Source organism: Paraburkholderia caledonica NBRC 102488, from assembly GCF_000685095.1.
In the GTDB taxonomy this organism is placed as follows: Bacteria; Pseudomonadota; Gammaproteobacteria; order Burkholderiales; family Burkholderiaceae; genus Paraburkholderia; species Paraburkholderia caledonica.
Genome location: NZ_BAYE01000003.1, coordinates 450,889 through 473,617 on the forward strand (window position 1 = coordinate 450,889; position 22,729 = coordinate 473,617).

Consider the following 22,729-nt stretch of genomic DNA (forward strand, 5'->3'; position numbering starts at 1 on the left):
AGGCGGGCCGCCGCTCAACCAACGCACGATCTCGCGTTATGGCGTCCCTGCACCCAAAGCCGGCGTTGCAGCCGGGGTGCGCACGAAGACGCGCAACAACTCGTCGGTATCGCCCGGGCGCGCGCCCGACCAGAAGAGACGCCAGTCGCCAGCCGGTGTGGACGGGTTGTCCCGCCGGCTTCCGACAATCAGCCACGTACACCCGGTTGTGCGCGCGTCGACGGTCGGCTGATGCTCGACGCCGGCGTAATATTCGAGCATCGGCGCTTCGGACTCGCCTAATCCGATGCTCGCCATGCAATCGCCGTCATTCCATTCCACGTTCAACGCCTCGCCGAGGTTTTCGAACACCGAGCGGTAGCTCTTCGCGTAATCGAGCCAGGGCAGCAGCAACGTGCTCACCAACCCCCAGGCGACCACAGCGCCCGCGCACCAGCTGAGCGGGCCGCGCCACTTGCCCGTGTATTTGAAGGCAGGCAGCAGCCACAGCCAGCCGATGGTCATAAACAGCGCGGCGGCAATCAGCCCGGGGCGGACGGGCAAAACGAAGTCGAGCGGCAGCCATCGGCCGAGCCGGTGCAGCGAGGCGTGCGTGTTCACCGGGCTGCTCGCGATGGACCAGACAATCCAGGCGAGCGCCGCCGTGCTGCCGAACAACACGCGGCTCGTCATGTCCCACGCCGCATGCAAACGCTGCGGCAACTGCTCGGCGCCTTGCATCGCGAGCAACGCCAGCGGAGCGATGAACGGCAGAATGTAGAGTTCGCGGATCGTCGCGGAGCTTTGCAGCACGGCGAAACCAGTGCCCGCGAAAATCGCCGGCAAGGCGACGCGCGGGTCGCGCCAGCGCCGCCATGCGCCGCCCGCAAGTGCGGCCACTGCCAGTGGCACGACGGGAAAACCGACGGTCAGCACAGTGCGCAGCACGAATAGCCGGTTCTCGCTTTCCGAGCCGAGTTCGGCCACCGAAAAACCAAAAAACCGGCCGACGTTGTTATCCCACAGCCAGACCTTGAAGAGCGCTTCAGAACGTAGATAGAAGCAGAGCGGCCAGATCAGTGCGAACGGCGCGCACACCAGCGCGGCCACGCCGAGCGCGCCGGCGAAGCTGCGGCTGCGGCAGGCCGGATAAAGCACGAGTACCGCGCAGACCGTCGCGCCGAACACGAGTGGCACGAACAGACCTTTCGCGAGAAACGACAGACCGACGCCCGCGCCGAACATCGCGGCGCCGCTTAGCATCGCGTGGCGACGCTGCGAGCCGTCGTTGTTTCGTTGTCCGTCATAACGAAGATGCGCGAGCGCGAGTTCGAACAGCCCGCAAAAGCCGATCGCCGCACCGGCCATCAGCGCGACGTCGGTCATCATGTCGTGCACGTGTTTGACGACGACGAGGGTGCCGCCAAACAACGCCAGCGTGCTGACCACGCGCAGGTCGCGCCAGTTCGACGCATTCACGGCGCGGCGCGCGACGCGGGCCGTGTAGTACACGGTCAGCCCGGCGAACAGCGCGCTCGCGAGACGCGCCGCGTCATGCAGGGGCAGATAGCGGCCGAACATCCACGCGAGGCCGGCGGCCACCCAGTCGTACACAGGCGGTTTTTCGACGAACGGCTGGCCCGCGTTGGTCGGCACTACGAGATCGCCGGTGTCGAGCATGTGCTGGACGATGCCGAATGTATAAGTCTCGTCCTGTTTCCAGGGATCGTGACCCAGCGTGCCCGGCAAAAGCCACGCGCAGACGATCGCCATCGCCACGAGCCAAAGCAGCGGACGCACGTTGCCGAGCGCACGCCAACGCTCGAGGTAAGGCGCGCGATCGGCGGTTTGCGAGCCGGCGGCCGGAGACGGTGCGATTGGCTTTTCTTGCATAAGACGATCTCTTGTCGCGGCAAGCGGCGACTCAGGCGCGCGTACCGGTTTTTTATTTGGCGTCGCGGGCATGGCGCGCGATCGGCCGCGATTGTAGTCTCCTAATCTTACGAACGATTACACGCGCGGCGGCGCACAGGCGCGGCAGTTGAACGTGCAGGGGCGATGCCGATCCCTGATGGGGGGCGAGCGGGAACAAGAAGGAGACGCGGCGCGAAATCGGCCGCCGCGTAAATAGACGGTGAAGAAGAGGGGCGCCTAGCGGCCGCCCGCAACGTCGATAAGAGCGCCAGTCACATACGACGCGGCATCGCTTAGCAGCCAGACGATGGTTTCTGCAACTTCGTCGGCGCGGCCGGGACGGCCGAGCGGTGTTGTCGAGCCCAGTTGCGCGGCGCGATCCGGCTTGCCGCCGCTCGCGTGGATTTCAGTGTCGATGAGACCCGGCCGTACTGCGTTCACACGCACGCCTCGCGGGCCGAGTTCCTTCGCGAGCCCGAGCGTCATGGTGTCGACCGCGCCTTTCGCGCCTGCATAGTCGACGTATTCGTTCGGCGAACCCAGCCGCGCCGCCGCCGATGACACATTGACGATCACGCCGCCCGCGCCGCCGCGATCCGTCGACATGCGCCGCGCGGCCTCGCGCGCGCACAGATACGCGCCCAGCACGTTGACGTTGAAGATACGCGTGAGGCGCGCAAGGTCCATGTCGGCGAGTTGCATCGACGGTGCAACGATGCCCGCGTTATTGACGAGCGCATCGAGCCGGCCAAAGGTCTGCTCCGTCTGGTCGAACATCGCAATCACGTCGGCTTCGTTTGCGACGTCGCCGGCAACCGGCAATGCGCGTCCGCCGGCCCGCTCGACTTCGGCGACGGTCTCCTGCGCGGCGGCCAGATTCTGCGTGTAATTCACGCCGACGGACCAGCCGCGCGCGCCCAGCAAGCGCGCCGTCGCGCGGCCTATACCGCGGCTGCCGCCGGTGATCAGAACGGTTTGCGTCATCGCAACCTCAACGTGCAGGGAGAGTGGGCGCCAGGCAAACGCAGCGGCCTTTCAATCGCGGCCGAAGTCAGACGGCGTCGCGATTGATCGCCCACTTGTCGGCGGCGGGCGGTTGATAGCGTTGCAGCTTGCCGATCAATGCACCGGGATCGGCGTCGATCTGCAGGATGTCGAGATACGCTTTGCGTATGAAGCCTTCGTCGACAGTGTGCTGCAAGAGCTTGATCAATGGATCGTAAAAGCCGTCGATATTGAGCAGTGCCACCGGTTTCTGGTGATAGCCGAGCTGCGCCCAGGTGTAGACCTCGAAGAGCTCTTCCAGCGTGCCCGCGCCGCCCGGCATCGCAACGAACGCGTCGGACAGATCGGCCATCATCTTCTTGCGATGATGCATGTCGGGCACCACGTGCAATTCGGTCAGCCCGTTATGGCCCACTTCCTTGTTGACGAGCAACTCGGGAATCACGCCGATCGCGCGGCCGCCTTCGGCCATGACCGTGTCGGCGATCACGCCCATCAGGCCAACCTTGCCGCCGCCGTACACCAGCGCGAGACCGGCTTCTACCAGCGTGCGGCCGAACGCGCGCGCCGCTTCCGCATACAACGGTTTGGCCCCATTCGCGGAGCCGCAATACACACACACCGACTTCATGAAGAAACGTCCTATTCGTTGCGAGGCGCGGCGCCTTCTTTCGGCGGCAGATAGTCGTAGAACTCGCGCTTGGGCAGCTTGCCCGACACCAGGTCGTCGAAAATCTGCCGCGAGCGGCCGCGCAGATAAGGCGCCATCAACGACACGATCTGTACGCTCACCTGGTGGAGTTCCGCGCGAATCGCTTCCTGCTCGTTGTATTTGCGCGGGTTCATCACGAACTGATACGACAGCCAATATGTTGCGATCACGCCGATGTTGGTCGCGATCACTTGCAGTTCGTCAGGCGTGGCGACCATCTCTCCGTCAGCCACAAGCTGATCGCAGAACTGGCTGGCAAAACGCACCTTATGACTGATGATCTGCTTGAAGTGCGTTTCGAGCGTGCGGTTGCGCGCGAGCAGATCGTTCAGATCGCGATACAGGAAACGGTAGCGCCATGTGAAATCGACCATGTATTGCAGATACGACCACATTTCGTCGATGGTCGCACGGTGGTCGTCGGGAAAACGCAGACGCTTTTCGATCTCCTGCTCGAACTGGCTGAAGATGCTGTTGATGATGTCGTCTTTGTTGCGGAAGTGGTAGTACAGGTTGCCTGGACTGATCTCCATTTCCTCGGCGATAGTCGTCGTCGTGACGTTCGGCTCGCCGATTTCGTTGAACAGCTTCAACGACAGTTCGAGTATCCGTTCGCGCGTGCGGCGGGGAGGTTTGGCTTCCATGTCGTCCGGCCCTGGTTACGCCGGGTTGGACGCGCGGCGGCGTGCCGCTGCTGCGTATTCCACCCGGACGCGGTTGCTATTTTGAGACTGCCGGACGATTATAAACCGAGCGTTCTAATATCAAACGGGTAGTGAGGGTTTTCATTTCTGCGGCGGACGCAGGCGATCTGAAAGCTGCGTTTTTTATCGCTTCGCTCGCGCTGCCTGGCGTCGCTGGGTTGTCGTTGCGTCGTCGTCAAAGCCGCGCCTTAACCCAGTGCACGACGAGCGGGCCCACGATCAGCACCCACGTCATCAGGCACATGCCGAGCGCAACCATCACCGCCGCGCTGCCCAGGTCTTTCGCGCGGCGCGACAGTTCGTGCCGTTCCAGCGAAATACGGTCAATGGCCGCTTCCACACTCGAATTCAGCAATTCGACGATCAGCACCAGTAGCACCGAGCCAAGCAGCAACACGCGCGATACCGGTTCGACCGGGACCAGCACGCCGCACGGAAGCAGAATCGCGGCAAGTGTCAGCTCCTGGCGAAACGCGCTCTCCTCGCGGATAGCGACGCGAAAGCCCGCGAGCGAGTTTTTCATCGCGTGCCAGGCGCGGGTCAGGCCGCGGTTGCCCTTGTATGGATTAAAGGGCAGAGGCGCGAGCGGGTCGTCGGGACCGAGCGGTTCGTGCTGGGTGTCGCTGTTCGCAGGTGTACCGTTGTGGGCGCGCTCCGCGCTTTGGCCGCTCCGGCGATGCCCGTCGATTCGATTCGGCACGGTGGATTCGCTGACGTCGTCGAACGGCTCGACGCCCGCGGTGTCGTGCTCGTTGGGGGCGTGAACGGCGCGCAGCGCGCCGTTCGCGGACGCGCGGCTTGCGGGAGAGTATCTGCTTCGCATGGGCAGCCAGGCGCGCCGCGTCACGCGGCCGCGCTCTCCTCGCGATACGACGCACGCGGCAACGGCTTCAGATGCGCGGCGAACTGCTCCGAGGCCGCCGCCCACGAGAAGCGCTCGGCCCACGCGCGCGCGTGCGCGCGGTCGATCTTGAGCGCTTCCAGACACGCGTCGCGCAGGTCTTCGTTCATCGCGCCGGCACCGCCGTTGCCGAGCACGTCGATCGGGCCGGTAACCGGATATGCAGCGACCGGCGTGCCGCAGGCGAGCGCTTCGAGCAACACGAGCCCGAACGTGTCCGTGCGGCTCGGAAAGACGAACACGTCTGCTGCAGCATAGACCCGGGCCAGTTCAGCCTGTGTGAGCACGCCCAGATAGTTGGCTGTCGGATAGCGCGATTTCAGCTCGGCCAGCGCGGGCCCTTCGCCGGCAACCCATTTCGAGCCGGGCAAATCGAGCTTCAGGAAAGCCTCGACGTTTTTCTCGACGGCGACGCGGCCCACGTACAGAAAGATCGGCCGCGCGGTATTCAGAACCTTCGAATCCATCGGGTGAAAAATGTCGAGATCGACGCCGCGCGTCCACAACACGACATTCGTAAAGCCGTATTTTTCGAGGTCGCTTTTGACGACCGGCGTCGGCGCCATCACGGCAAGCGACGGCTTATGAAACCAGTGCAGGAACTTGTACGTCGCGGCGAGCGGAATGCCGAAGCGCGCCTGCACATATTCGGGAAAGCGCGTGTGATACGCGGTCGTGAACGGTAGCTTGTGCTGGATCGCATAAGCGCGCGCGGCCATGCCGAGCGGGCCTTCGGTCGCGATGTGGAGCGCGTCGGGCGCAAATTCGTCGATACGCTGGCGCAGCTTGCGGCGCGGCAGCAGCGACAGGCGAATCTCGGGATACGTCGGGCAGGGAATCGTCCGGAATTCGAGCGGCGTCAGCAAGTCGACGCGGTGGCCGAGCTCGGTCAGCTCGCGCGTGGTGTTCTTCAGCGTGCGCACGACGCCGTTGACCTGCGGTTCCCATGCGTCGGTGACGATCATGATCTTCATCGATTGGTTTCCTCGATTCGAGCCAGCAGAGGTTAAGAGGGATTACGCCGTCGCCCGGGCCTTTTGCACGCCCGCTTCCGGGGCTCGCATCACGGTCCAGTAAATCACCTTGAGTTCGCCTTCGTACGTCTCGACGAGCGCCGACAGGCTTTCGACCCAGTCGCCGTCATTGCAGTACAGCACGCCGTCGATGTCGCGTATTTCGGCCTTGTGGATGTGCCCGCAAACTACGCCGTCGCAGCCGCGGCGGCGCGCTTCGTCGGTCATCACGCGTTCGAACGACGAGATGAAGTTCACCGCGTTCTTGACCTGATGCTTCAGGTATTGGGAAAGCGACCAGTACGGAAAGCCGAGCCGGCTGCGGATCCGGTTGAACCAGCGGTTCAGGATCAGGATCATCGTGTAGAGGGTGTCGCCGAGATAGGCGAGCCATTTCGCGTGCTGGATCACGCCGTCGAACAGATCGCCGTGCACGATCCACAGGCGCTTGCCGGCTAGCGTGGTATGGAAGGCTTCGCCGCGCACGTGGATGTCGCCGAACGCGAGGTCGCAGAACTGGCGCGCCGCTTCGTCGTGATTGCCGGGCACATAGACCACCTGCGTGCCTTTACGCGCCTTGCGCAGCACTTTCTGCACGACGTCGTTGTGGGCCTGCGGCCAGTACCAGCCTTTTTTCAACTGCCAGCCGTCGATGATGTCCCCGACGAGATACAGATACTCTGACTCGTTGTAGCGCAGGAAATCGAGCAGATAAGGCGCCTGGCAGCCGCTCGATCCGAGGTGGATGTCCGACAGCCAGATCGTGCGGTAACGGTGCGGCTCCGCGTGCTCGTCGTCGTGCTGGCGCGCGTGCGTGTCGAGCGGCAACGGTGCGACGGGAAGCGGCAAGCCGTGGCTATGGGTGGATTCGGGGCGGAACGCGACGGGGTCGACGCTCGGGCCAGTCTGGCGGAACAGGGAAGTCGCGGACGTTTTGGAGTCCATGGCTCACGCGTCGAGTTGCGGTGCCTGTATTGGGCCTACGGCGCGTGACTGTGCCGTGACAGTCATGAGAAGTTCTTATTACTGCGGCGGACGAGGAGGTACGAGAAGGACGAGCGGGGACTGCGGGACGGATGCGGATATCTGGGCCGGGCCGCTCAGCGCGCGACGTCGATGACGCGCGTTCCGGCAAGACGGTCATGCAGAAACTGGCGGCTTGCGCCGAAGCGGCCGGTGGCCGCCCACAACACGAACCAGATAGCGGCGATCACGAGGGTTTGCGGCAAGCGCAGGCCGAGGAGCGGATGCAATGCGAGCGGCGGCAAAAACCATAGCCACGCGAGCACGTAGCGTGCAATCGCCCGCCACGCGGAGAGCGGCGCGCCGCTGGCCGCGACTACGCGCAGACGCCAGGTTTTCATCGGCAGGGTCTGGCCGCTGTGGGTCCAGAACCACACGAAATACAGACCGACGACAAGGCCGATCCACGCCGCCAGCAGATTGTGGTGCGTGAGTCCGTTGCGCTGCTGCGTGAGCGTGCTGAACAGATAACCGGCGACGAAGACGACGCCGAACAGCAGCAGCGCTTCGTAAAGCAACGCGGCGAGGCGGCGGCGCACAGTAGGCGGGGTGTCGGTTGAACCGCGCGGTTTGGCCTGAGAAGGACTCGCGTTGGAGTTCGAACTGGATCTGGAAGTCACGCGCGGTTCTGACACGGGCAGGAGCGGTTCAAGAACCGTTGAAAATCGACGGCGCTTCCGCCGGGGAGACCGGCAGCGGCGTGGCCGGCACGAAGCTGCCGGCTGCCGGGATACCCGGCAGCGAAGCCGGGCTCGGCAAAGACACGGCCGCCGCCGCGCTTGCCGACGACGTGCCGCTAGCGGCACGCTCGCGCGCATTGACGAGCCGGTCGAGCCCCTTGATCTCGCTGCGGCCCGACGGAGGCGCGCTGACCACGCTCGGACGCCGCTTGTGCTCGCTCGCGGCAAGCCGCTGCTTCAGTTCTTCCGGCAACTCCTGATAGGCCTTCCACGCGTTTTGACGCGCTTCACGGGGCAATTGCTTGGAAACCTGGTAGTTTTCACGCGCGACGCGGCGCTGATCCGGCGTCATGCGCACCCATTCGGTCATCCGCTCATGCAGGCGTTTTTGCGCATCAGGTGACAACTTGGAGTAACGCGACGCGATCTTCAGCCATTTTCGTTTGCGTTCGTCACTGAACGAATCCCACTGCGCCTCGAAGGGCGCGAGCGCCATGTGCTCCGCGGCGCTCAGTCGCGACCACGCCAGCGGGCTTTTGCTGCCAGGCAGGCCAGGCAATTCGACGCCGAGTGCGGGCGCGGGCGGGGGCGCCGCGCCGTTACCGGTCGCGGCAGGCGCGCCGGCGGGCGAAGGGCTCGGGTAAAAGCGCGGATACGTTGCGGCAAACGACACGAGAGCCGCAATCGCACATCCGAAAACAACGGCAAGACCGCGCTTGTAGCTCACCCGAACACTCTCCCGCTCAGTGGGCGCGCGAAAGATACGCGTTGAAACCGTGGTCGAGATAGGCATTGAGCGGCAGGTCGTCGCTTAACATGGCGGCATCGATATCGGCGAGTTCAGCCGTGCGCTGCTGGTCTTCCCAGTAGGCAATGCCGACGAGGCTCACGACGAGCGCAGCGAGCGGCCACGCGAGAGCGAAGCGGCGCAGCGGCGAACGGCGGCGTTGTGGCAGTTCGCCATGCGACAGACCGCCCGGCATTCCCGCTCCGGCGAGCGCGGGCGCGAACACCGGCGCGCTCACGGTTTCGGGCTTCTTGCGGGCGAGCGCGGCGCGGCGCGCCGCGGCGAGTCGATCGACGGTGGCGGGCGGAATGCTGGCGGCGTTTTCGTCGAGCGCGCGGCGCACCTGGCGCGCGAACTCGAGTTCTTTTGTTTCTTGGGAGCTCATAGCGTGATTCCTTTGGCCTTGAGCGCTTGCGCCAGCGTGTGGGTGGCCCGCGAACAGTGCGTCTTCACACTGCCTTCGGAGCAGCCCATTGCGGCGGCAGTCTCGGCGACATCCATATCTTCCCAATAACGCATGAGAAACGCCTCCCGTTGACGTGCCGGTAACTTTCGGATCTCGTCGTCGATCATCTGCAAGACCTGTTCGCGTTCGAGCTTCTGTTCGTTGCTCTCGGCGCCGGCAGAGCCCTGCTGGGCCTCGAACGTTTCCAGTGGATCGAATTCGTCGTCGTCGGCATTGCCAAGCGACGAGAAGAGACTGACCCACGTATTGCGTACTTTCGCACGACGGAAATGGTCGTGCATCGCATTCTGCAGAATACGCTGAAACAGCAGCGGAAGCTCGGCCGCCGGACGGTCGCCGTATTTTTCGGCGAGCTTGATCATCGCGTCCTGCACGATATCCAGCGAGGCGTCGTCGTCCCGCACGGCGTAGACCGTCTGCTTGAATGCGCGCCTTTCGACGCCCGCCAGAAAATCGGCGAGTTCCTTGTCTGATGCCATCCGTTTGGGGGTCGGCGCAGCGAGCGTGCGCGTAATCGGTCGAAAAATGTCGTAAAACTCGCGGATGCTAACAAACTTTTGCGAAAGCAGGGGCGAAAGCTGGACCGGCCGACATCGTCATGACGTTGGCAGCCGGTCAGAAGGGCGCGTCAGGGACGGGGGTTCGGGCAATATTTGCTTGACCGCGCGGGCGTCTGCCGCTATCGTCGCTGGTTCGCAACATAAGTGACTTGTCTCATTGAGGTGTAGCCCAAGAAGCTCACCTGTCAACTGGACGCGCCGCTTGAACCCGAGCCACAAGCCCGGCAGAGAGCACCCGATCAATTTTTTGCCGAAAATTCGAAAGGTGAATTGAATGAATATGCCCAGCGCGGAATTCTCCACGTCGGATACCACTCCACAACACGAAGCTGACTCTATCGGCGCCACCGTGCTCATGAAGGCACTGGCCGACGAAGACGTCGAATTTGTTTGGGGCTATCCCGGCGGCTCGGTACTCTACATTTACGACGAGCTGTACAAGCAGGACAAGTTTCAGCACATCCTCGTGCGTCACGAGCAGGCCGCGGTTCACGCCGCCGACGCTTATTCGCGTTCCACCGGCAAGGTCGGTGTATGCCTCGTGACTTCCGGCCCCGGTGTCACCAATGCGGTGACCGGTATCGCCACCGCCTACATGGATTCGATCCCGATGGTCGTGATCAGCGGCCAGGTGCCGACTGCCGCGATCGGCCAGGACGCGTTCCAGGAATGCGATACGGTCGGCATCACGCGTCCTTGCGTGAAGCACAACTTTCTCGTGAAAGACGTGCGCGATCTCGCCGCGACCGTCAAGAAAGCGTTCTACATTGCCCGTACCGGCCGGCCCGGCCCGGTGCTGATCGACATTCCGAAAGACGTGTCGAAGGCGCCTTGCCAGTACGAGCCGATCAAGACGGTTTCGCTGCGCTCGTATAACCCCGTCACGAAGGGCCACTCCGGTCAGATCCGCAAGGCGGTTTCGCTGCTGCTGTCGGCGAAGCGCCCGTACATCTACACCGGCGGCGGCATCATCCTGGCCGATGCATCGCGCGAGCTGAACCAGTTCGCCGACCTGCTCGGCTACCCCATCACGAATACGCTGATGGGTCTGGGCGGCTACCGCGCGAGCGACAAGAAATTTCTCGGCATGCTCGGCATGCATGGCACGTACGAAGCCAACATGGCGATGCAGCACTGCGACGTGCTGATCGCAATCGGCGCGCGCTTCGACGACCGCGTGATCGGCGACCCGGCGCACTTCGCGTCGCGTCCGCGCAAGATCATCCATATCGACATCGATCCGTCTTCCATTTCCAAGCGCGTCAAGGTCGACATTCCGATCGTCGGCGACGTGAAGGAAGTGCTGAAGGAACTGATCGAACAGTTGCAAACGGCCGAGCATGGCCCGGACACCGCGGCGCTCGCCGACTGGTGGAAGGACATCGAAGCCTGGCGCGCGAAAGACTGCCTGAAGTTCGATCGCAAGAGCGACATCATCAAGCCGCAGTACGTGGTGGAAAAGGCGTGGGAATTGACCGACGGCAATGCGTTCGTCTGTTCCGACGTCGGCCAGCATCAGATGTGGGCTGCGCAGTTCTATCGCTTCAACAAGCCGCGCCGCTGGATCAATTCGGGCGGCCTCGGCACGATGGGCTTCGGCCTGCCCGCGGCGATGGGCGTAAAGATGGCGCACCCGGACGACGACGTGCTGTGCATCACGGGCGAAGGCTCGATCCAGATGTGCATCCAGGAACTCTCGACCTGCAAGCAGTACGAGACGCCCGTGAAGATCATCTCGCTGAACAACCGCTATCTGGGCATGGTCCGCCAGTGGCAGCAGATCGAGTACAGCAAGCGCTACTCGCATTCGTACATGGACGCCTTGCCGGATTTCGTGAAGCTCGCTGAAGCGTACGGCCACGTCGGCATGCGCATCGAGCGCACGGCCGATGTCGAGCCGGCGCTCAAGGAAGCGCTGCGCCTGAAAGATCGCACGGTGTTTCTCGACTTCCAGACCGATCCCACCGAAAACGTCTGGCCGATGGTACAGGCCGGCAAGGGCATCACCGAGATGCTCATGGGTTCGGAAGATCTATAACGACAGCGCGTTGGGGTAGGCCCAGCGTCGGCTTCGTCATGCGCGCCTTCAAGAAAGGCGTCGGCGGGCGAAGCGGCGCGAAGCCGCTCGCGTACATCGACAAACATCTGGAAGAAGCGAAACATGAGACACATTATTTCCGTCCTGCTGGAAAACGAACCGGGCGCGTTGTCACGCGTGGTGGGTCTCTTCTCGGCACGCGGCTACAACATCGAAACCTTGACGGTGGCTCCGACCGAAGACCGTTCGCTGTCGCGCATGACCATCGTCTCCATTGGCTCGGACGACGTGATCGAACAGATCACGAAGCATCTGAACCGCCTGATCGAGGTGGTGAAAGTGGTCGACCTTACCGAGGGCGCCCACATCGAGCGCGAGCTGATGCTGATCAAGGTGAGGGCGGTCGGCAAGGAGCGTGAGGAGATGAAGCGGATGTCGGATATTTTCCGCGGCCGCATCATCGACGTCACCGAAAAGACCTACACGATCGAACTGACGGGCGCAGCCGACAAGCTCGACGCCTTCATCGAAGGGCTCGACGCCACAGCGATTCTCGAAACGGTCCGCACGGGCAGTTCGGGCATTGGGCGCGGCGAGCGCATTCTGAAGGTGTAACCCGCTCCGCTTCGACCCGGCCGGGTGGCGTTCATCACTATCCGGCCTTGCAACACAACATTCGCAGTATCTGAATCTCTCTGAATCATCCGAATTTAGCCAAGGAACCGACATGAAAGTTTTCTACGACAAGGACGCCGATCTCTCCCTCATCAAGGGCAAGCAGGTCACCATCATCGGCTATGGCTCGCAAGGCCATGCGCACGCGCTGAACCTGAAGGAAAGCGGCGTGAACATCACGGTCGGTCTGCGCAAGGGCGGCGCATCGTGGAGCAAGGCTGAGAACGCCGGCCTACAAGTCAAGGAAGTGGCGGAAGCCGTGAAGGGCGCGGATGTCGTCATGATGCTGCTGCCGGACGAGCAGATCGCCGAAGTCTATGCCAAGGAAGTGCACGGCAACGCCAAGCAGGGCGCGGCACTCGCATTCGCGCACGGCTTCAACGTTCACTACGGTCAGGTGATCCCGCGTGCGGATCTGGACGTGATCATGATCGCGCCCAAGGCGCCCGGCCACACGGTTCGCGGCACCTACACGCAAGGTGGCGGCGTGCCCCACCTGATCGCCGTTGCGCAAGACAAGTCGGGCGCGGCACGTGACATCGCTCTGTCGTACGCGGCAGCGAACGGCGGCGGCCGTGCGGGCATCATCGAAACGAACTTCCGCGAAGAAACCGAAACCGACCTGTTCGGCGAACAGGCCGTGCTGTGCGGCGGTACCGTCGACCTGATCAAGGCCGGTTTCGAAACGCTGGTTGAAGCCGGCTACGCGCCGGAAATGGCGTACTTCGAATGCCTGCACGAACTGAAGCTGATCGTCGACCTGATCTACGAAGGCGGCATCGCGAACATGAACTATTCGATCTCGAACAACGCCGAATACGGCGAGTACGTGACGGGTCCGCGCATCGTGACGGCTGAAACGAAGAAGGCGATGAAGGCCGTGCTGACCGACATTCAGACGGGCGAGTACGCGAAGAGTTTCATCATCGAGAACAAGGCCGGCGCACCGACGCTGCAATCGCGCCGCCGCCTGACGGCCGAGCACCAGATCGAGCAGGTCGGCTCGAAGCTTCGCGCCATGATGCCGTGGATCGCGAAGAACAAGCTGGTCGACCAGTCGAAGAACTAAGAAGTCCGTTTTATCGCCTTGTACCGGCGCGGCGCACCGCCGCATGCGCCGGTAATGCAAAAAGCCGCCCGAGGGTGCTGAACCCCGGGCGGCTTTTGCTATCCTACGGTTTTACAAAAATACTGAAGCCACCCATGAATTACCCACATCCGATCATCGCGCGAGAAGGCTGGCCGTTCATCGCCATCGCGGCCGTCGTTGCATTACTGGTTCACGCCTTCGCGGGATTCGGCTTTGCGTGGCTGTTCTGGCTGATCCTGATCTTTATCGTGCAGTTCTTCCGCGATCCGGCACGCCCGATTCCGACTCAGGCGAATGCCGTGCTATGCCCGGCCGACGGCCGCATCGTCGCAGTCGAAACCGCGCATGATCCGTACGCCAATCGCGAAGCGCTGAAAATCAGCGTCTTCATGAACGTGTTCAATGTCCATTCGCAGCGCTCGCCCGTCGACGGTGCGATCTCGAAGGTCGAATATTTCCCTGGCGCTTATCTGAATGCCGCAGTGGAGAAGGCTTCGCTCGAAAACGAACGCAATGCAATCGTGATCGAAATGGCCGGCGGGCAAACGGTTACGTCGGTGCAGATCGCCGGTCTGATCGCGCGGCGCATTCTTTGCTATGTACGTGCTGGCGAGCCGCTTACGCGCGGCCAGCGCTATGGCTTTATCCGCTTCGGTTCGCGTGTCGATGTGTACCTGCCTGTGGGTAGCCGTCCGCGAGTGTCTATCGGCGAGAAGGTGTCGGCGTCGTCCACGATCCTCGCTGAACTGTAAAGCGGCACAAAGGAGATTGTCCGAATGGCCGCATTCAAACCGCGCCGACCGCGCACCAGTGGACCGTTACCGCGTCCGTTTCGCCGCAACAAGCCGATCGTTACGGATTCGCCGGTGGTGGAGAGTCGCCGCGCGCAGCGTCAGCAGTTCCTGAGAAAGCGCGGTATCTATTTGCTGCCGAACGCGTTCACCACGGCTGCGCTCTTCTGCGGCTTCTTTGCCGTCGTCCAGGCAATGAACGTGCGTTTCGAAGTCGCGGCAATCGCGATCTTCGTGGCCATGGTGCTCGACGGCATGGACGGCCGCGTCGCCCGCATGACACATACGCAAAGCGCATTCGGCGAGCAGTTTGACAGTCTGTCCGACATGGTGTCGTTCGGCGTTGCGCCGGCGCTCGTCATGTATGAGTGGATCCTCAAGGATCTGGGCCGGTGGGGCTGGCTTGCGGCTTTCGTCTACTGTTCGGGCGCGGCGTTGCGGCTTGCGCGCTTCAACACCAACATCGGCGTGGTCGACAAGCGTTTCTTCCAGGGCATGCCGAGCCCGGCAGCCGCGGCGCTCATCGCGGGCTTCGTGTGGCTTGCCACCGACAACCGCGTGCCGCTCAAGCTCGTCTGGCTGCCGTGGGTCGCTTTTGTGCTGACGATCTATGCCGGCGTGACGATGGTGTCCAACGCGCCGTTCTATAGCGGCAAGGCGCTCGACGTGCGGCATCGCGTGCCGTTCGGCGTGATTCTGCTGGTAGTGGTGGCGTTCGTTCTGGTGTCATCCGATCCGCCTCTGATGCTGTTCGGCCTGTTCGTGTTGTACGGTCTGTCCGGCTATGTGTTCTGGGGCTATCAGGCGCTCCGCGGCAGGGCAAATCCCGCTCGTTCGGTCGCGCACGACAGGTAGTCCTGTGTGCATGCACGCTATGCACGTGCAGTCCGAGAGCTTGCGAAGTATCGGAACGGCGACCTTTGGGTCGCCGTTCTCATTTCCGGGGGGCCGCTCCCAATCTCGCTCTGACGCTCGCTGCGCGGAGGTTTGACGTCAATTGCACGGCGAAGGGAATGCCGCTATAGTCGTTGGATGACTACGTCCGCGTTGGCTTTCCAGTCGCAGTAAATGCGGCAGGGGCGGGGGGCGCTACGAGCCACGATCGTGCCACCAGCAATCCACCAAGAGCCATCAAGAGCCACGATCGAGCCGCGCCGCGAACCTCGACAAGCCGGCGCATCTATTGCGCTGACCGTCGCACTGACCCGGCTGGTGCCCGTTGCGCTTCATCCATGGTCGAGCGTTGCTTGCGGCGCTAACGGCGGCGGCATCCACATTCCAATATCCGATTCCCACAATTGAACGACTCCGCAGGAGACTCGACATGTCCGACAAACTGATTATTTTCGACACTACGCTGCGTGACGGCGAACAATCGCCTGGCGCGTCGATGACGAAAGAAGAAAAAATCCGTATCGCGAAGCAACTCGAACGGATGAAGGTCGACGTGATCGAAGCAGGCTTCGCGGCAAGTTCGAATGGCGACTTCGACTCGATCCAGACAATCGCGGGTCTGATTAAAGAGAGCACGGTGTGCTCGCTCGCCCGGGCGAACGACAAAGATATCCAGCGTGCAGCCGACGCGCTCAAGCCCGCCGAGCGTTTCCGCATTCACACGTTTATCGCCACGTCGCCGCTGCACATGGAAAAGAAGCTGCGCATGACGCCGGACCAGGTGTTCGAGCAGGCGAAGCTCGCGGTTCGTTTCGCCCGCAAATTCACCGACGACGTCGAGTTCTCGCCGGAAGACGGCAGCCGCTCTGACATGGACTTCCTGTGCCGCGTGCTGGAGGCGGTGATCGCAGAAGGCGCGACCACCATCAACATCGCGGACACCGTTGGTTACGGCGTGCCCGAACTTTACGGCAACCTCGTGAAGACGCTGCGCGAGCGCATTCCGAACTCGCACAAGGCGGTGTTCTCCGTGCATTGCCATAACGATCTCGGCATGGCGGTGGCGAATTCGCTGGCCGGCGTGCAGATCGGCGGCGCACGTCAGGTCGAGTGCACGATCAACGGTCTCGGCGAGCGTGCGGGCAATACGTCGCTCGAAGAAATCGTGATGGCCGTGAAGACTCGCAAAGACTATTTCGGCCTCGAACTCGGTCTCGATACGACGCAGATCGTCCCGGCTTCGAAGCTCGTATCGCAAATCACCGGGTTTGTCGTACAGCCGAATAAGGCGGTGGTGGGCGCGAACGCATTCGCGCACGCGTCGGGCATTCACCAGGACGGCGTGCTGAAGGCGCGCGACACTTACGAGATCATGCGCGCGGAAGACGTGGGCTGGAGCGCAAACAAGATCGTGCTCGGCAAGTTGTCGGGCCGCAATGCGTTCAAGCAGCGTCTGCAGGAGTTGGGCATCGCGCTCGACAGCGAGGCCGAACTGAACGCGGCGTTTGCCCGCTTCAAGGAACTAGCCGATCGCAAGGCGGAGATTTTCGACGAGGACATCATTGCGATCGTCACCGAAGAATCGGCTGAAGCGCAGCAAAAGGAGCACTACAAGTTCCTGTCGCTCTCGCAGCATTCCGAGACCGGCGAGCAACCGCATGCGAAGATCGTATTCGCGATGGACGGCAAGGAGATCACCGGCGAGGCGCGCGGCAACGGTCCCGTGGATGCCACGCTCAACGCAATCGAAACGGAAGTCGGCAGCGGCTCGGAGTTGCTGCTTTACTCGGTGAATGCGATCACGACCGGCACTCAGGCGCAGGGCGAAGTGACCGTGCGGCTTTCCAAGAGCGGACGCATCGTCAACGGCGTGGGCACCGATCCGGATATCGTCGCGGCGTCCGCGAAGGCTTATATCTCTGCGCTCAACAAGCTCTATTCGAACGTCGACAAAGTGAATCCGCAGCGTTCCGAATGAACTCGCGGCAGCGGCTCATGCGCTGCCGTCGCCAGAAAACGATGCCCCGCGCCTTGAGTGGCGCGGGGCATTTTTTATTGCGGCATGCTGGTCTCGCTCGTTCGCCGCAGTCTCCCCACGTTACTCGGTCGCCGTACGTCGCATCGACCAGCCGCGCGCCGCGCGTGCCTGGCCTCGCGCCTGATGCCGCACTTCGACTGCAATGCCGCGGCGTGGCGCGTCTTCGACAAAGGTATCTAGCAGTTCACGCACGTCGTGGTCGACGAAATCGGCGCGCGTCGCATCGACTATCAGCGTCGCGCCGTCGGGAATCTGCTGCAGGTAGTGCTTGAGCGGCACCTTGCCGAGAAACGACACGTCCTTGCGGAACGACAGCAGGTAATGATCGCCGTGTTGCGCAAGCACGATCGGGCTGCGCAGATTGGCGTACAGCGCAAGCATCACGCTGCACAGAATGCCGAGCACGATGCCGATCAGCAGATCGGTCGCGAGCACGCCGACCAGCGTGACGATGAACGGCGCGAAGGGCGCAAAACCCTGCTTCGCGACCGCGACGAACAGCGACGGCTTGGCGAGCTTGAGTCCCGTGAAAATCAGGATCGCCGCAAGACAGGCGAGCGGAATCAGGTTGATGACGCTCGTCAACGCAAACACGCTGACTAGCAGCAGCACGCCGTGAATGATCGCCGACAGACGGCTTTTTGCGCCGGCATGCACGTTGGCGGAACTGCGCACGATCACCGCCGTAATCGGCAGGCCGCCAATCGCGCCCGCAATCAGATTGCCGACGCCTTGGGCCTTCAGTTCACGATCGGGGGGCGCCGGGCGTCGTTCGGGGTCGATCTGCTCGACCGCTTCGAGGCTCAGCAAGGTTTCGAGACTAGCGACGATCGCAAGCGTGATCGCGACGCGCCACACGTCCGGGTTCGCGAGTTGCGCGAAATGCGGCCCGAAGTCGGCCCACTCGAGCGCGACGCTCAACGCCGCGAACGATTCGAGCGACGGTAACGCAACGCGATGCTCGGCGGGCGGCGCGAGCGACGGCGCCAGCACGTGCAGCAGCAAGGTGGCGCCGATACCCAGCAAGACCACCGCGAGCGGCGCTGGGACGATGCGCACCAGCGCAAAGCGGCGCATGGGGCGCGTTTCCCAGCCGATCAGGATCGCCAGAGACAGGAGCGTGATCACGCAGGCCACGAGCGACACGGAGCCGAACGGCGCGACTATCGTGCCGGCAGCTTGCGCTGCGGCGGGCGCGTCGTTTGCCGCTTGTCCGGCGACCAGCCCGAGCGCAAGCGGGAACTGTTTGACGATCAGCAGGACGCCGATCGCGGCCAGCATGCCTTTGATGACCGGCGAGGGCACATAGGCGGCGAAACGGCCTGCCTTGAGCATACCGAAGCCGAACTGGATCGCGCCGGACAGCAGCACGGCCGCGAGGAACGCCGAAAAGCTGCCAAGCTGCGCGATTCCGTCGACGACGATCACGACGAGACCCGCCGCCGGTCCGCTGACGCTCAGGCGCGAGCCGCTGAGAACCGCGACCACGAGGCCGCCGACGATGCCCGATACAAGTCCGGCAAACGGCTCGACGCCCGACGCATTGGCGATGCCAAGGCACAGCGGCAGAGCCACGAGGAAAACGACAGTGCCCGCAAGCACGTCGCGCTGAAATGTCGAAAAGAAAGCTCGAAGGTTCATGGTGTCGGTGCTGGAATGAGTGATGCCTGATCGCAGGCGAAGGCTGAACCGGATAGGCCCCGAACGAAGCCGCGCATCAGGCGGCGCTATGGGCGGCGGTCTCGCAGGTCATTGCATCGTCGGCCTCGTAACCGGACGCAAGCACCTTGATGCGCCCGTCTTCGAGCGCGAAGATCCAGCCGTGCACGAGCGGCGCAGTCTCGGCGTCGCGCACGATCGGATTCGCCCGAAGCTGGCCGACCTGTTCGAGCACGTTGAGTTCGGCGAGGCGGTCGACGCGCTCGCGTTCGCTCGCGTGTGCGTCGAGTTCATCGCGATGAATCCTGGCGAGTGAACAGAGCGGCGCGATACGGCGATTTACGTGCGGCAGGCTCGGGTCGGGCGGCAACAACGAGGCGCGCACGCCACCGCAACCATAATGTCCGCAGACGATCACATGACCGACCTTGAGCACGCGCACCGCGTATTCGAGGACGCTCGCGGAGTTGTCGTCGTGGGGATGAAACAGGTTGGCGATGTTGCGGTGTACGAACAGGTCGCCAGGCTCGCAGTGCGTGATGGTTTCGGCCGGCACGCGGCTATCGGAGCAGCCGATCCACAGTACGTGCGGATTCTGTCCGCGTACCAGATCGCGGAAAAACTCGGGGTTGCGCTCGGCGGTTTCATGCGCCCATGCGACGTTGGCGACGAGAAGGCGTTTGGGACGATTCATCGATAGCGGCTCCAAAAAGGGCGCATCGTCCGGTGCAGCAATCACGGCTGTGCCGTGTGGTCGCGCTCGTTGTTCCGCAGTCGGACCTGCATCGGATCAATGCTTACAAAAGCCTTTCTATCAAAAAATTAATGGCCTGTGTGTGAAATAAAATTCGTGGCTATGCGAAATAAATAAAAAAAACCGCTCCAAGGAGCGGTTTTGGGAGATGCGCGGGCAGGACTCGCAGCATGCTAGAACAAGTTGCGGCGGTCGGGATCGTGCAACGGGTCCGGCGATTTCTGCGTGAGACGCAGCACACCCTGATCGTCGAAATAGAAACTGAACATCATGTACCAGTAGTTGTCCTCGAGATAGCGATAGGTCCAGACTTCGCGCTTCATCAGCGGGAAGTAGGACGTCTCCACCGGGCGGCCAAAATTCACCAGCACGTCGCTTCTCGTCCACTTGCCGATTTCGGAGCGATAGAACTCGTTCGGCTGCAATACCTGGCGGACGGTCACGATCTTGCCGGAGGCGTCGATGTCCGCCGCGGTGGTCGTTTCGCCCATTGGCTGGGTCGGCCACATGAGCCGCTTGCCGCCGTTTGGCAAATCGTAGCTTTCTCGCGGCGGGCCGAGGCGCGCGACGATTGTCGATTCGTCCGCGCCCGCCTGGTATTGCTGCCAGGGCTGCGCGCAGCCGGCGAGGGCGAGCGCGCTCAGGCACACGAGCGCCGCGCGGCGCACGCGCCCGGTAGCCGGCGCCACGATCAAGGCCGCCTTACGGCGATGGCGGTTCAACATGATTCCTCCGATGGCTTTCAAGTAGCGTTTTTATCATCAACACAGATTATTTTGACACGCGCCGCCGTAAAAGAATCGCGATGCGCGCGCGTTTGCCAGCCTGCACGATAACGGTTGGAGCGGCTTGCTTATTCCATTGTCGACGCCCTATGATCCGCGCTTCGACGAATCAGACGGAACGGACGATGGCGAAGTGGCAATGGAAGACGGCCGTAGCATTGGCGGCACTCTCGGTAACGGTGGCGGCGACCTGCGCGGCTGCGGCGCAGACGCCGCAACCGACCCAGACACCGGAAGCGGCGCCGGGGTCGACCGGCGCGCCGATCCAGCTGGCGCTGATCGAAGGCATGTCAGGTCCGTTCGCGAACGCCGGCGCGGCAGTTGAGCGCAATCTGCGTTACGGCGTCGAACAGGTGAATGCGCGCGGCGGTGTGAAGCTTGCGGACGGCGCTCATCCGCTCGAGCTGGTCGTGCTGGACAGCAAGGGCGGCACCGAAGAGGCGCTGACGCAACTGCGTAGCGCGGCCGACCGTCACATCGGTTATATCCTGCAGGGCAACAGTTCGGCGGTCGCGGCGGCGCTCATCGGCGCAATTGAAAAGCAGAACAGCCGCGAGCCGGGCAACCGCGAGCTATTTCTCAACTATTCCGCCGACGACCCGGCACTGACCAACGCCAATTGCAGTTTCTGGCACTTTCGCTTCGACGCGCATGCGGGTATGCGCATGGACGCGCTCGCCGACGTGATCGAGCGCGACCGGGCGGTGAAGAAGGTGTATCTGCTGAACCAGGATTACAGCTTCGGTCACGACGTGAGCCGTCTCGCGCGTTCGGCGCTGTCGGCGAAGCGCCCGGACATTGCCGTGGTCGGCGACGAGTTCCATCCAATTGGCCGTGTGAAGGATTTTTCGCCGTACGTCGCGAAAATTCGCGCGAGCGGCGCGCACGCCGTCATTACCGGCAATTGGGGCAATGATCTGACACTGCTCGTCAAGGCGGCGCGTGAGCAGGGGCTCGACACGAAGTTCTACACGTTTTACGGCAACAGTCTCGGCGCGCCTGCCGCACTGGGCGACGCGGGCGTCGGGCGGGTGATTGCCGTCGCGGACTGGCATCCCAACGCGGGCGGCGCGGCCTCCGACGCCTGGTACGAGGCGTTTCGCACCCGCTTCCCGGCCGCGCAGGACGACTACCCGATCCTGCGCATGCCGCTGATGATCGAAACCCTCGCCGCGGCGATGAATCGGGCGAAAAGCGCCGATCCTGCGGCGGTCGCGCGGGCGCTCGAAGGCATCCGGTTCGACAACGGCTTCCACCCGTCGTGGATGCGCGCGGACGATCATCAACTGATCCAGCCGCTTTACGTGATGGAAATGGACAAGGTCGGCACGCGCGGCGTGCGCTTCGATAACGAGGGCTCCGGCTTCGGTTTCCGCACGGTGCTGGCGTTGCCGGCTGAGCGCACCGTTCCAGCGAGCGTGTGCAAGATGAAGCGCCCCTGACCGGTTGTTGCCCGCGCGCGCGGCGTCCTCGCGGTCGCTGTCCGGCGCGGCAGGCAGGGTTCGCGGCGGAATCGCGCTGTGCTACAATACGCGTCCCGTTGCGGTACCGGCTGTCATGCAAGGTGTCTGGCAGCGCTAGTTCGCACGGGTAACCCACGGCACGGCCTTTCTTCCGTGACCGCCTGTCTAGTTCTCAAGGAAATCGACATGTCCGCAGTTGATACAAGCAAGAAGTCCGAAGTCGTTGCGCAATTCGCACGCGCAGCCAACGACACCGGCTCCCCCGAAGTTCAGGTCGCGCTGCTCACGACCCGCATCAACGAACTGACCGTTCACTTCAAGGCACACGCGAAAGATCACCACAGCCGCCGCGGTCTGCTGCGCATGGTGAGCCGCCGCCGCAAGCTGCTCGACTACCTGAAGGGTAAGGACGCGGATCGTTACCGCGCACTGATCGAGAAGCTGGGTCTGCGTAAGTAATCGGCCAGTCGTTCAGCAAGATGCCTGTGTCAGTTCCACTGATACAGGCATTTTGTTTTTGCGCGGTGCGCTTCATGTGGGGCGCACAGCCTGTAGTCCGCCGCGGCGTGCCGGTTCATGTGGCGGGGCAGTAAGCAGTAAAAGCAGTAGAAAAGCAGCAAATACAGAAACATGGCCGGGCTTCAGGGCGGAGCTTTGTGTCATTCCAGCGATTCGCGCGCTTAGTCGACGTAAGCAATGCAGACGGCGCAGAGCGTGGCTCCCTGGAATGGCATAACACTACTCTTCCCATGCGGCGCCGGTCCTGGCGTTGCCGCGCCGCTTCTGGTCCGCGCGGCA

The 22,729-nt window shown here is 62.9% G+C and carries 22 protein-coding genes; 8 read left to right on the plus strand and 14 right to left on the minus strand.

What is annotated here, in order from left to right; translation table 11 throughout:
• Window positions 1-36 precede the first annotated feature (36 nt).
• The 11 genes from BCA01S_RS09115 to BCA01S_RS09165 form a co-directional block, all read right to left on the minus strand.
• On the minus strand, window positions 37-1,872 hold the full coding sequence (locus tag BCA01S_RS09115) for an ArnT family glycosyltransferase (protein WP_027776643.1): 1,836 nt from the start codon (window positions 1,870-1,872) through the stop codon (window positions 37-39).
• A 258-nt stretch (window positions 1,873-2,130) separates the two neighbouring features.
• Entirely contained in the window at window positions 2,131-2,877 is a 747-nt protein-coding gene (locus BCA01S_RS09120; protein ID WP_027776644.1) for an SDR family oxidoreductase, read from the minus strand.
• Between the two features lie 67 nt (window positions 2,878-2,944).
• Window positions 2,945-3,529: an LOG family protein gene (locus BCA01S_RS09125; protein ID WP_027776645.1), complete on the minus strand. Its 585-nt coding sequence runs from the start codon at window positions 3,527-3,529 to the stop codon at window positions 2,945-2,947.
• A gap of 11 nt (window positions 3,530-3,540) precedes the next feature.
• Entirely contained in the window at window positions 3,541-4,254 is a 714-nt protein-coding gene (locus BCA01S_RS09130) for a TetR/AcrR family transcriptional regulator (protein WP_020069561.1), read from the minus strand.
• 235 nt (window positions 4,255-4,489) lie between these two features.
• Complete coding sequence (locus BCA01S_RS34705) at window positions 4,490-5,137, minus strand: diacylglycerol kinase (RefSeq protein WP_084166834.1); 648 nt, start codon at window positions 5,135-5,137, stop codon at window positions 4,490-4,492.
• 20 nt (window positions 5,138-5,157) lie between these two features.
• Window positions 5,158-6,189: a glycosyltransferase family 4 protein gene (locus BCA01S_RS09140; protein ID WP_027776646.1), complete on the minus strand. Its 1,032-nt coding sequence runs from the start codon at window positions 6,187-6,189 to the stop codon at window positions 5,158-5,160.
• Window positions 6,190-6,231: 42 nt separating this feature from the next.
• Window positions 6,232-7,173 carry a UDP-2,3-diacylglucosamine diphosphatase gene (locus BCA01S_RS09145; protein WP_027776647.1) on the minus strand — a complete coding sequence of 314 codons (942 nt, stop codon included), beginning with the start codon at window positions 7,171-7,173 and terminating at the stop codon, window positions 6,232-6,234.
• A 155-nt stretch (window positions 7,174-7,328) separates the two neighbouring features.
• Window positions 7,329-7,790 (minus strand): RDD family protein, encoded by a 462-nt coding sequence (locus BCA01S_RS09150; RefSeq protein ID WP_244217811.1) that lies wholly within the window; start codon window positions 7,788-7,790, stop codon window positions 7,329-7,331.
• A gap of 109 nt (window positions 7,791-7,899) precedes the next feature.
• On the minus strand, window positions 7,900-8,658 hold the full coding sequence (locus BCA01S_RS09155; protein WP_027776649.1) for a DUF3106 domain-containing protein: 759 nt from the start codon (window positions 8,656-8,658) through the stop codon (window positions 7,900-7,902).
• 16 nt (window positions 8,659-8,674) lie between these two features.
• A complete protein-coding gene (locus BCA01S_RS09160; RefSeq protein ID WP_027776650.1) occupies window positions 8,675-9,103 on the minus strand; it encodes a DUF3619 family protein in 429 nt (142 codons plus the stop codon).
• On the minus strand, window positions 9,100-9,663 hold the full coding sequence (locus BCA01S_RS09165; RefSeq protein ID WP_020069568.1) for an RNA polymerase sigma factor: 564 nt from the start codon (window positions 9,661-9,663) through the stop codon (window positions 9,100-9,102). The genes BCA01S_RS09160 and BCA01S_RS09165 overlap by 4 nt, the downstream gene beginning before the upstream one ends.
• Before the next feature lie 355 nt (window positions 9,664-10,018).
• Between BCA01S_RS09165 and BCA01S_RS09170 the strand changes: the two genes are divergently transcribed.
• From BCA01S_RS09170 to BCA01S_RS09195, 6 genes are all read left to right on the plus strand, one after another.
• Window positions 10,019-11,782 (plus strand): acetolactate synthase 3 catalytic subunit, encoded by a 1,764-nt coding sequence (locus BCA01S_RS09170; protein ID WP_027776651.1) that lies wholly within the window; start codon window positions 10,019-10,021, stop codon window positions 11,780-11,782.
• A 123-nt stretch (window positions 11,783-11,905) separates the two neighbouring features.
• Window positions 11,906-12,397 (plus strand): acetolactate synthase small subunit, encoded by a 492-nt coding sequence (gene ilvN / locus BCA01S_RS09175; RefSeq protein ID WP_020069570.1) that lies wholly within the window; start codon window positions 11,906-11,908, stop codon window positions 12,395-12,397.
• A 112-nt stretch (window positions 12,398-12,509) separates the two neighbouring features.
• Window positions 12,510-13,526 carry a ketol-acid reductoisomerase gene (gene ilvC, locus BCA01S_RS09180; protein WP_020069571.1) on the plus strand — a complete coding sequence of 339 codons (1,017 nt, stop codon included), beginning with the start codon at window positions 12,510-12,512 and terminating at the stop codon, window positions 13,524-13,526.
• Between the two features lie 134 nt (window positions 13,527-13,660).
• Window positions 13,661-14,299: a phosphatidylserine decarboxylase gene (locus tag BCA01S_RS09185; protein ID WP_027776652.1), complete on the plus strand. Its 639-nt coding sequence runs from the start codon at window positions 13,661-13,663 to the stop codon at window positions 14,297-14,299.
• Window positions 14,300-14,323: 24 nt separating this feature from the next.
• The gene (pssA, locus tag BCA01S_RS09190) at window positions 14,324-15,193 is read left to right on the plus strand and encodes a CDP-diacylglycerol--serine O-phosphatidyltransferase (protein WP_027776653.1); all 870 of its coding nucleotides are present in this window, start codon (window positions 14,324-14,326) and stop codon (window positions 15,191-15,193) included.
• Window positions 15,194-15,662: 469 nt separating this feature from the next.
• Window positions 15,663-17,210 (plus strand): 2-isopropylmalate synthase, encoded by a 1,548-nt coding sequence (locus BCA01S_RS09195; protein ID WP_027776654.1) that lies wholly within the window; start codon window positions 15,663-15,665, stop codon window positions 17,208-17,210.
• 120 nt (window positions 17,211-17,330) lie between these two features.
• Here BCA01S_RS09195 and BCA01S_RS09200 read toward each other — a convergent pair whose 3' ends face one another.
• From BCA01S_RS09200 to BCA01S_RS09210, 3 genes are all read right to left on the minus strand, one after another.
• Window positions 17,331-18,911 carry a SulP family inorganic anion transporter gene (locus tag BCA01S_RS09200; RefSeq protein ID WP_027776655.1) on the minus strand — a complete coding sequence of 527 codons (1,581 nt, stop codon included), beginning with the start codon at window positions 18,909-18,911 and terminating at the stop codon, window positions 17,331-17,333.
• A 76-nt stretch (window positions 18,912-18,987) separates the two neighbouring features.
• A complete protein-coding gene (locus BCA01S_RS09205) occupies window positions 18,988-19,623 on the minus strand; it encodes a carbonic anhydrase (RefSeq protein WP_027776656.1) in 636 nt (211 codons plus the stop codon).
• Between the two features lie 233 nt (window positions 19,624-19,856).
• A complete protein-coding gene (locus BCA01S_RS09210; protein WP_027776657.1) occupies window positions 19,857-20,408 on the minus strand; it encodes a hypothetical protein in 552 nt (183 codons plus the stop codon).
• Between the two features lie 185 nt (window positions 20,409-20,593).
• Between BCA01S_RS09210 and BCA01S_RS09215 the strand changes: the two genes are divergently transcribed.
• Together BCA01S_RS09215 and rpsO are read left to right on the plus strand one after the other, a co-directional pair.
• Window positions 20,594-21,910, plus strand: a complete 1,317-nt coding sequence (locus BCA01S_RS09215) for a branched-chain amino acid ABC transporter substrate-binding protein (RefSeq protein WP_027776658.1) — start codon at window positions 20,594-20,596, stop codon at window positions 21,908-21,910.
• Between the two features lie 207 nt (window positions 21,911-22,117).
• On the plus strand, window positions 22,118-22,390 hold the full coding sequence (gene rpsO, locus BCA01S_RS09220) for a 30S ribosomal protein S15 (protein ID WP_006048211.1): 273 nt from the start codon (window positions 22,118-22,120) through the stop codon (window positions 22,388-22,390).
• Window positions 22,391-22,729: the final 339 nt, after the last annotated feature.

Bases quoted from the DNA above. Each gene is read 5' to 3' on its own strand.
- BCA01S_RS09165 (WP_020069568.1), bottom strand. From the start codon at position 9,663: ATGGCATCAGACAAGGAACTCGCCGATTTTCTGGCGGGCGTCGAAAGG.
- BCA01S_RS09205 (WP_027776656.1), bottom strand. From the start codon at position 19,623: ATGAATCGTCCCAAACGCCTTCTCGTCGCCAACGTCGCATGGGCGCAT.
- BCA01S_RS09195 (WP_027776654.1), top strand. From the start codon at position 15,663: ATGTCCGACAAACTGATTATTTTCGACACTACGCTGCGTGACGGCGAA.
- BCA01S_RS09160 (WP_027776650.1), bottom strand. From the start codon at position 9,103: ATGAGCTCCCAAGAAACAAAAGAACTCGAGTTCGCGCGCCAGGTGCGC.
- BCA01S_RS09130 (WP_020069561.1), bottom strand. From the start codon at position 4,254: ATGGAAGCCAAACCTCCCCGCCGCACGCGCGAACGGATACTCGAACTG.
- BCA01S_RS34705 (WP_084166834.1), bottom strand. From the start codon at position 5,137: ATGCGAAGCAGATACTCTCCCGCAAGCCGCGCGTCCGCGAACGGCGCG.
- BCA01S_RS09210 (WP_027776657.1), bottom strand. From the start codon at position 20,408: ATGTTGAACCGCCATCGCCGTAAGGCGGCCTTGATCGTGGCGCCGGCT.
- BCA01S_RS09115 (WP_027776643.1), bottom strand. From the start codon at position 1,872: ATGCAAGAAAAGCCAATCGCACCGTCTCCGGCCGCCGGCTCGCAAACC.
- BCA01S_RS09200 (WP_027776655.1), bottom strand. From the start codon at position 18,911: ATGAACCTTCGAGCTTTCTTTTCGACATTTCAGCGCGACGTGCTTGCG.
- rpsO (WP_006048211.1), top strand. From the start codon at position 22,118: ATGTCCGCAGTTGATACAAGCAAGAAGTCCGAAGTCGTTGCGCAATTC.
- BCA01S_RS09140 (WP_027776646.1), bottom strand. From the start codon at position 6,189: ATGAAGATCATGATCGTCACCGACGCATGGGAACCGCAGGTCAACGGC.
- BCA01S_RS09170 (WP_027776651.1), top strand. From the start codon at position 10,019: ATGAATATGCCCAGCGCGGAATTCTCCACGTCGGATACCACTCCACAA.
- ilvN (WP_020069570.1), top strand. From the start codon at position 11,906: ATGAGACACATTATTTCCGTCCTGCTGGAAAACGAACCGGGCGCGTTG.
- BCA01S_RS09120 (WP_027776644.1), bottom strand. From the start codon at position 2,877: ATGACGCAAACCGTTCTGATCACCGGCGGCAGCCGCGGTATAGGCCGC.
- BCA01S_RS09215 (WP_027776658.1), top strand. From the start codon at position 20,594: ATGGCGAAGTGGCAATGGAAGACGGCCGTAGCATTGGCGGCACTCTCG.
- BCA01S_RS09125 (WP_027776645.1), bottom strand. From the start codon at position 3,529: ATGAAGTCGGTGTGTGTGTATTGCGGCTCCGCGAATGGGGCCAAACCG.
- pssA (WP_027776653.1), top strand. From the start codon at position 14,324: ATGGCCGCATTCAAACCGCGCCGACCGCGCACCAGTGGACCGTTACCG.
- ilvC (WP_020069571.1), top strand. From the start codon at position 12,510: ATGAAAGTTTTCTACGACAAGGACGCCGATCTCTCCCTCATCAAGGGC.
- BCA01S_RS09145 (WP_027776647.1), bottom strand. From the start codon at position 7,173: ATGGACTCCAAAACGTCCGCGACTTCCCTGTTCCGCCAGACTGGCCCG.
- BCA01S_RS09185 (WP_027776652.1), top strand. From the start codon at position 13,661: ATGAATTACCCACATCCGATCATCGCGCGAGAAGGCTGGCCGTTCATC.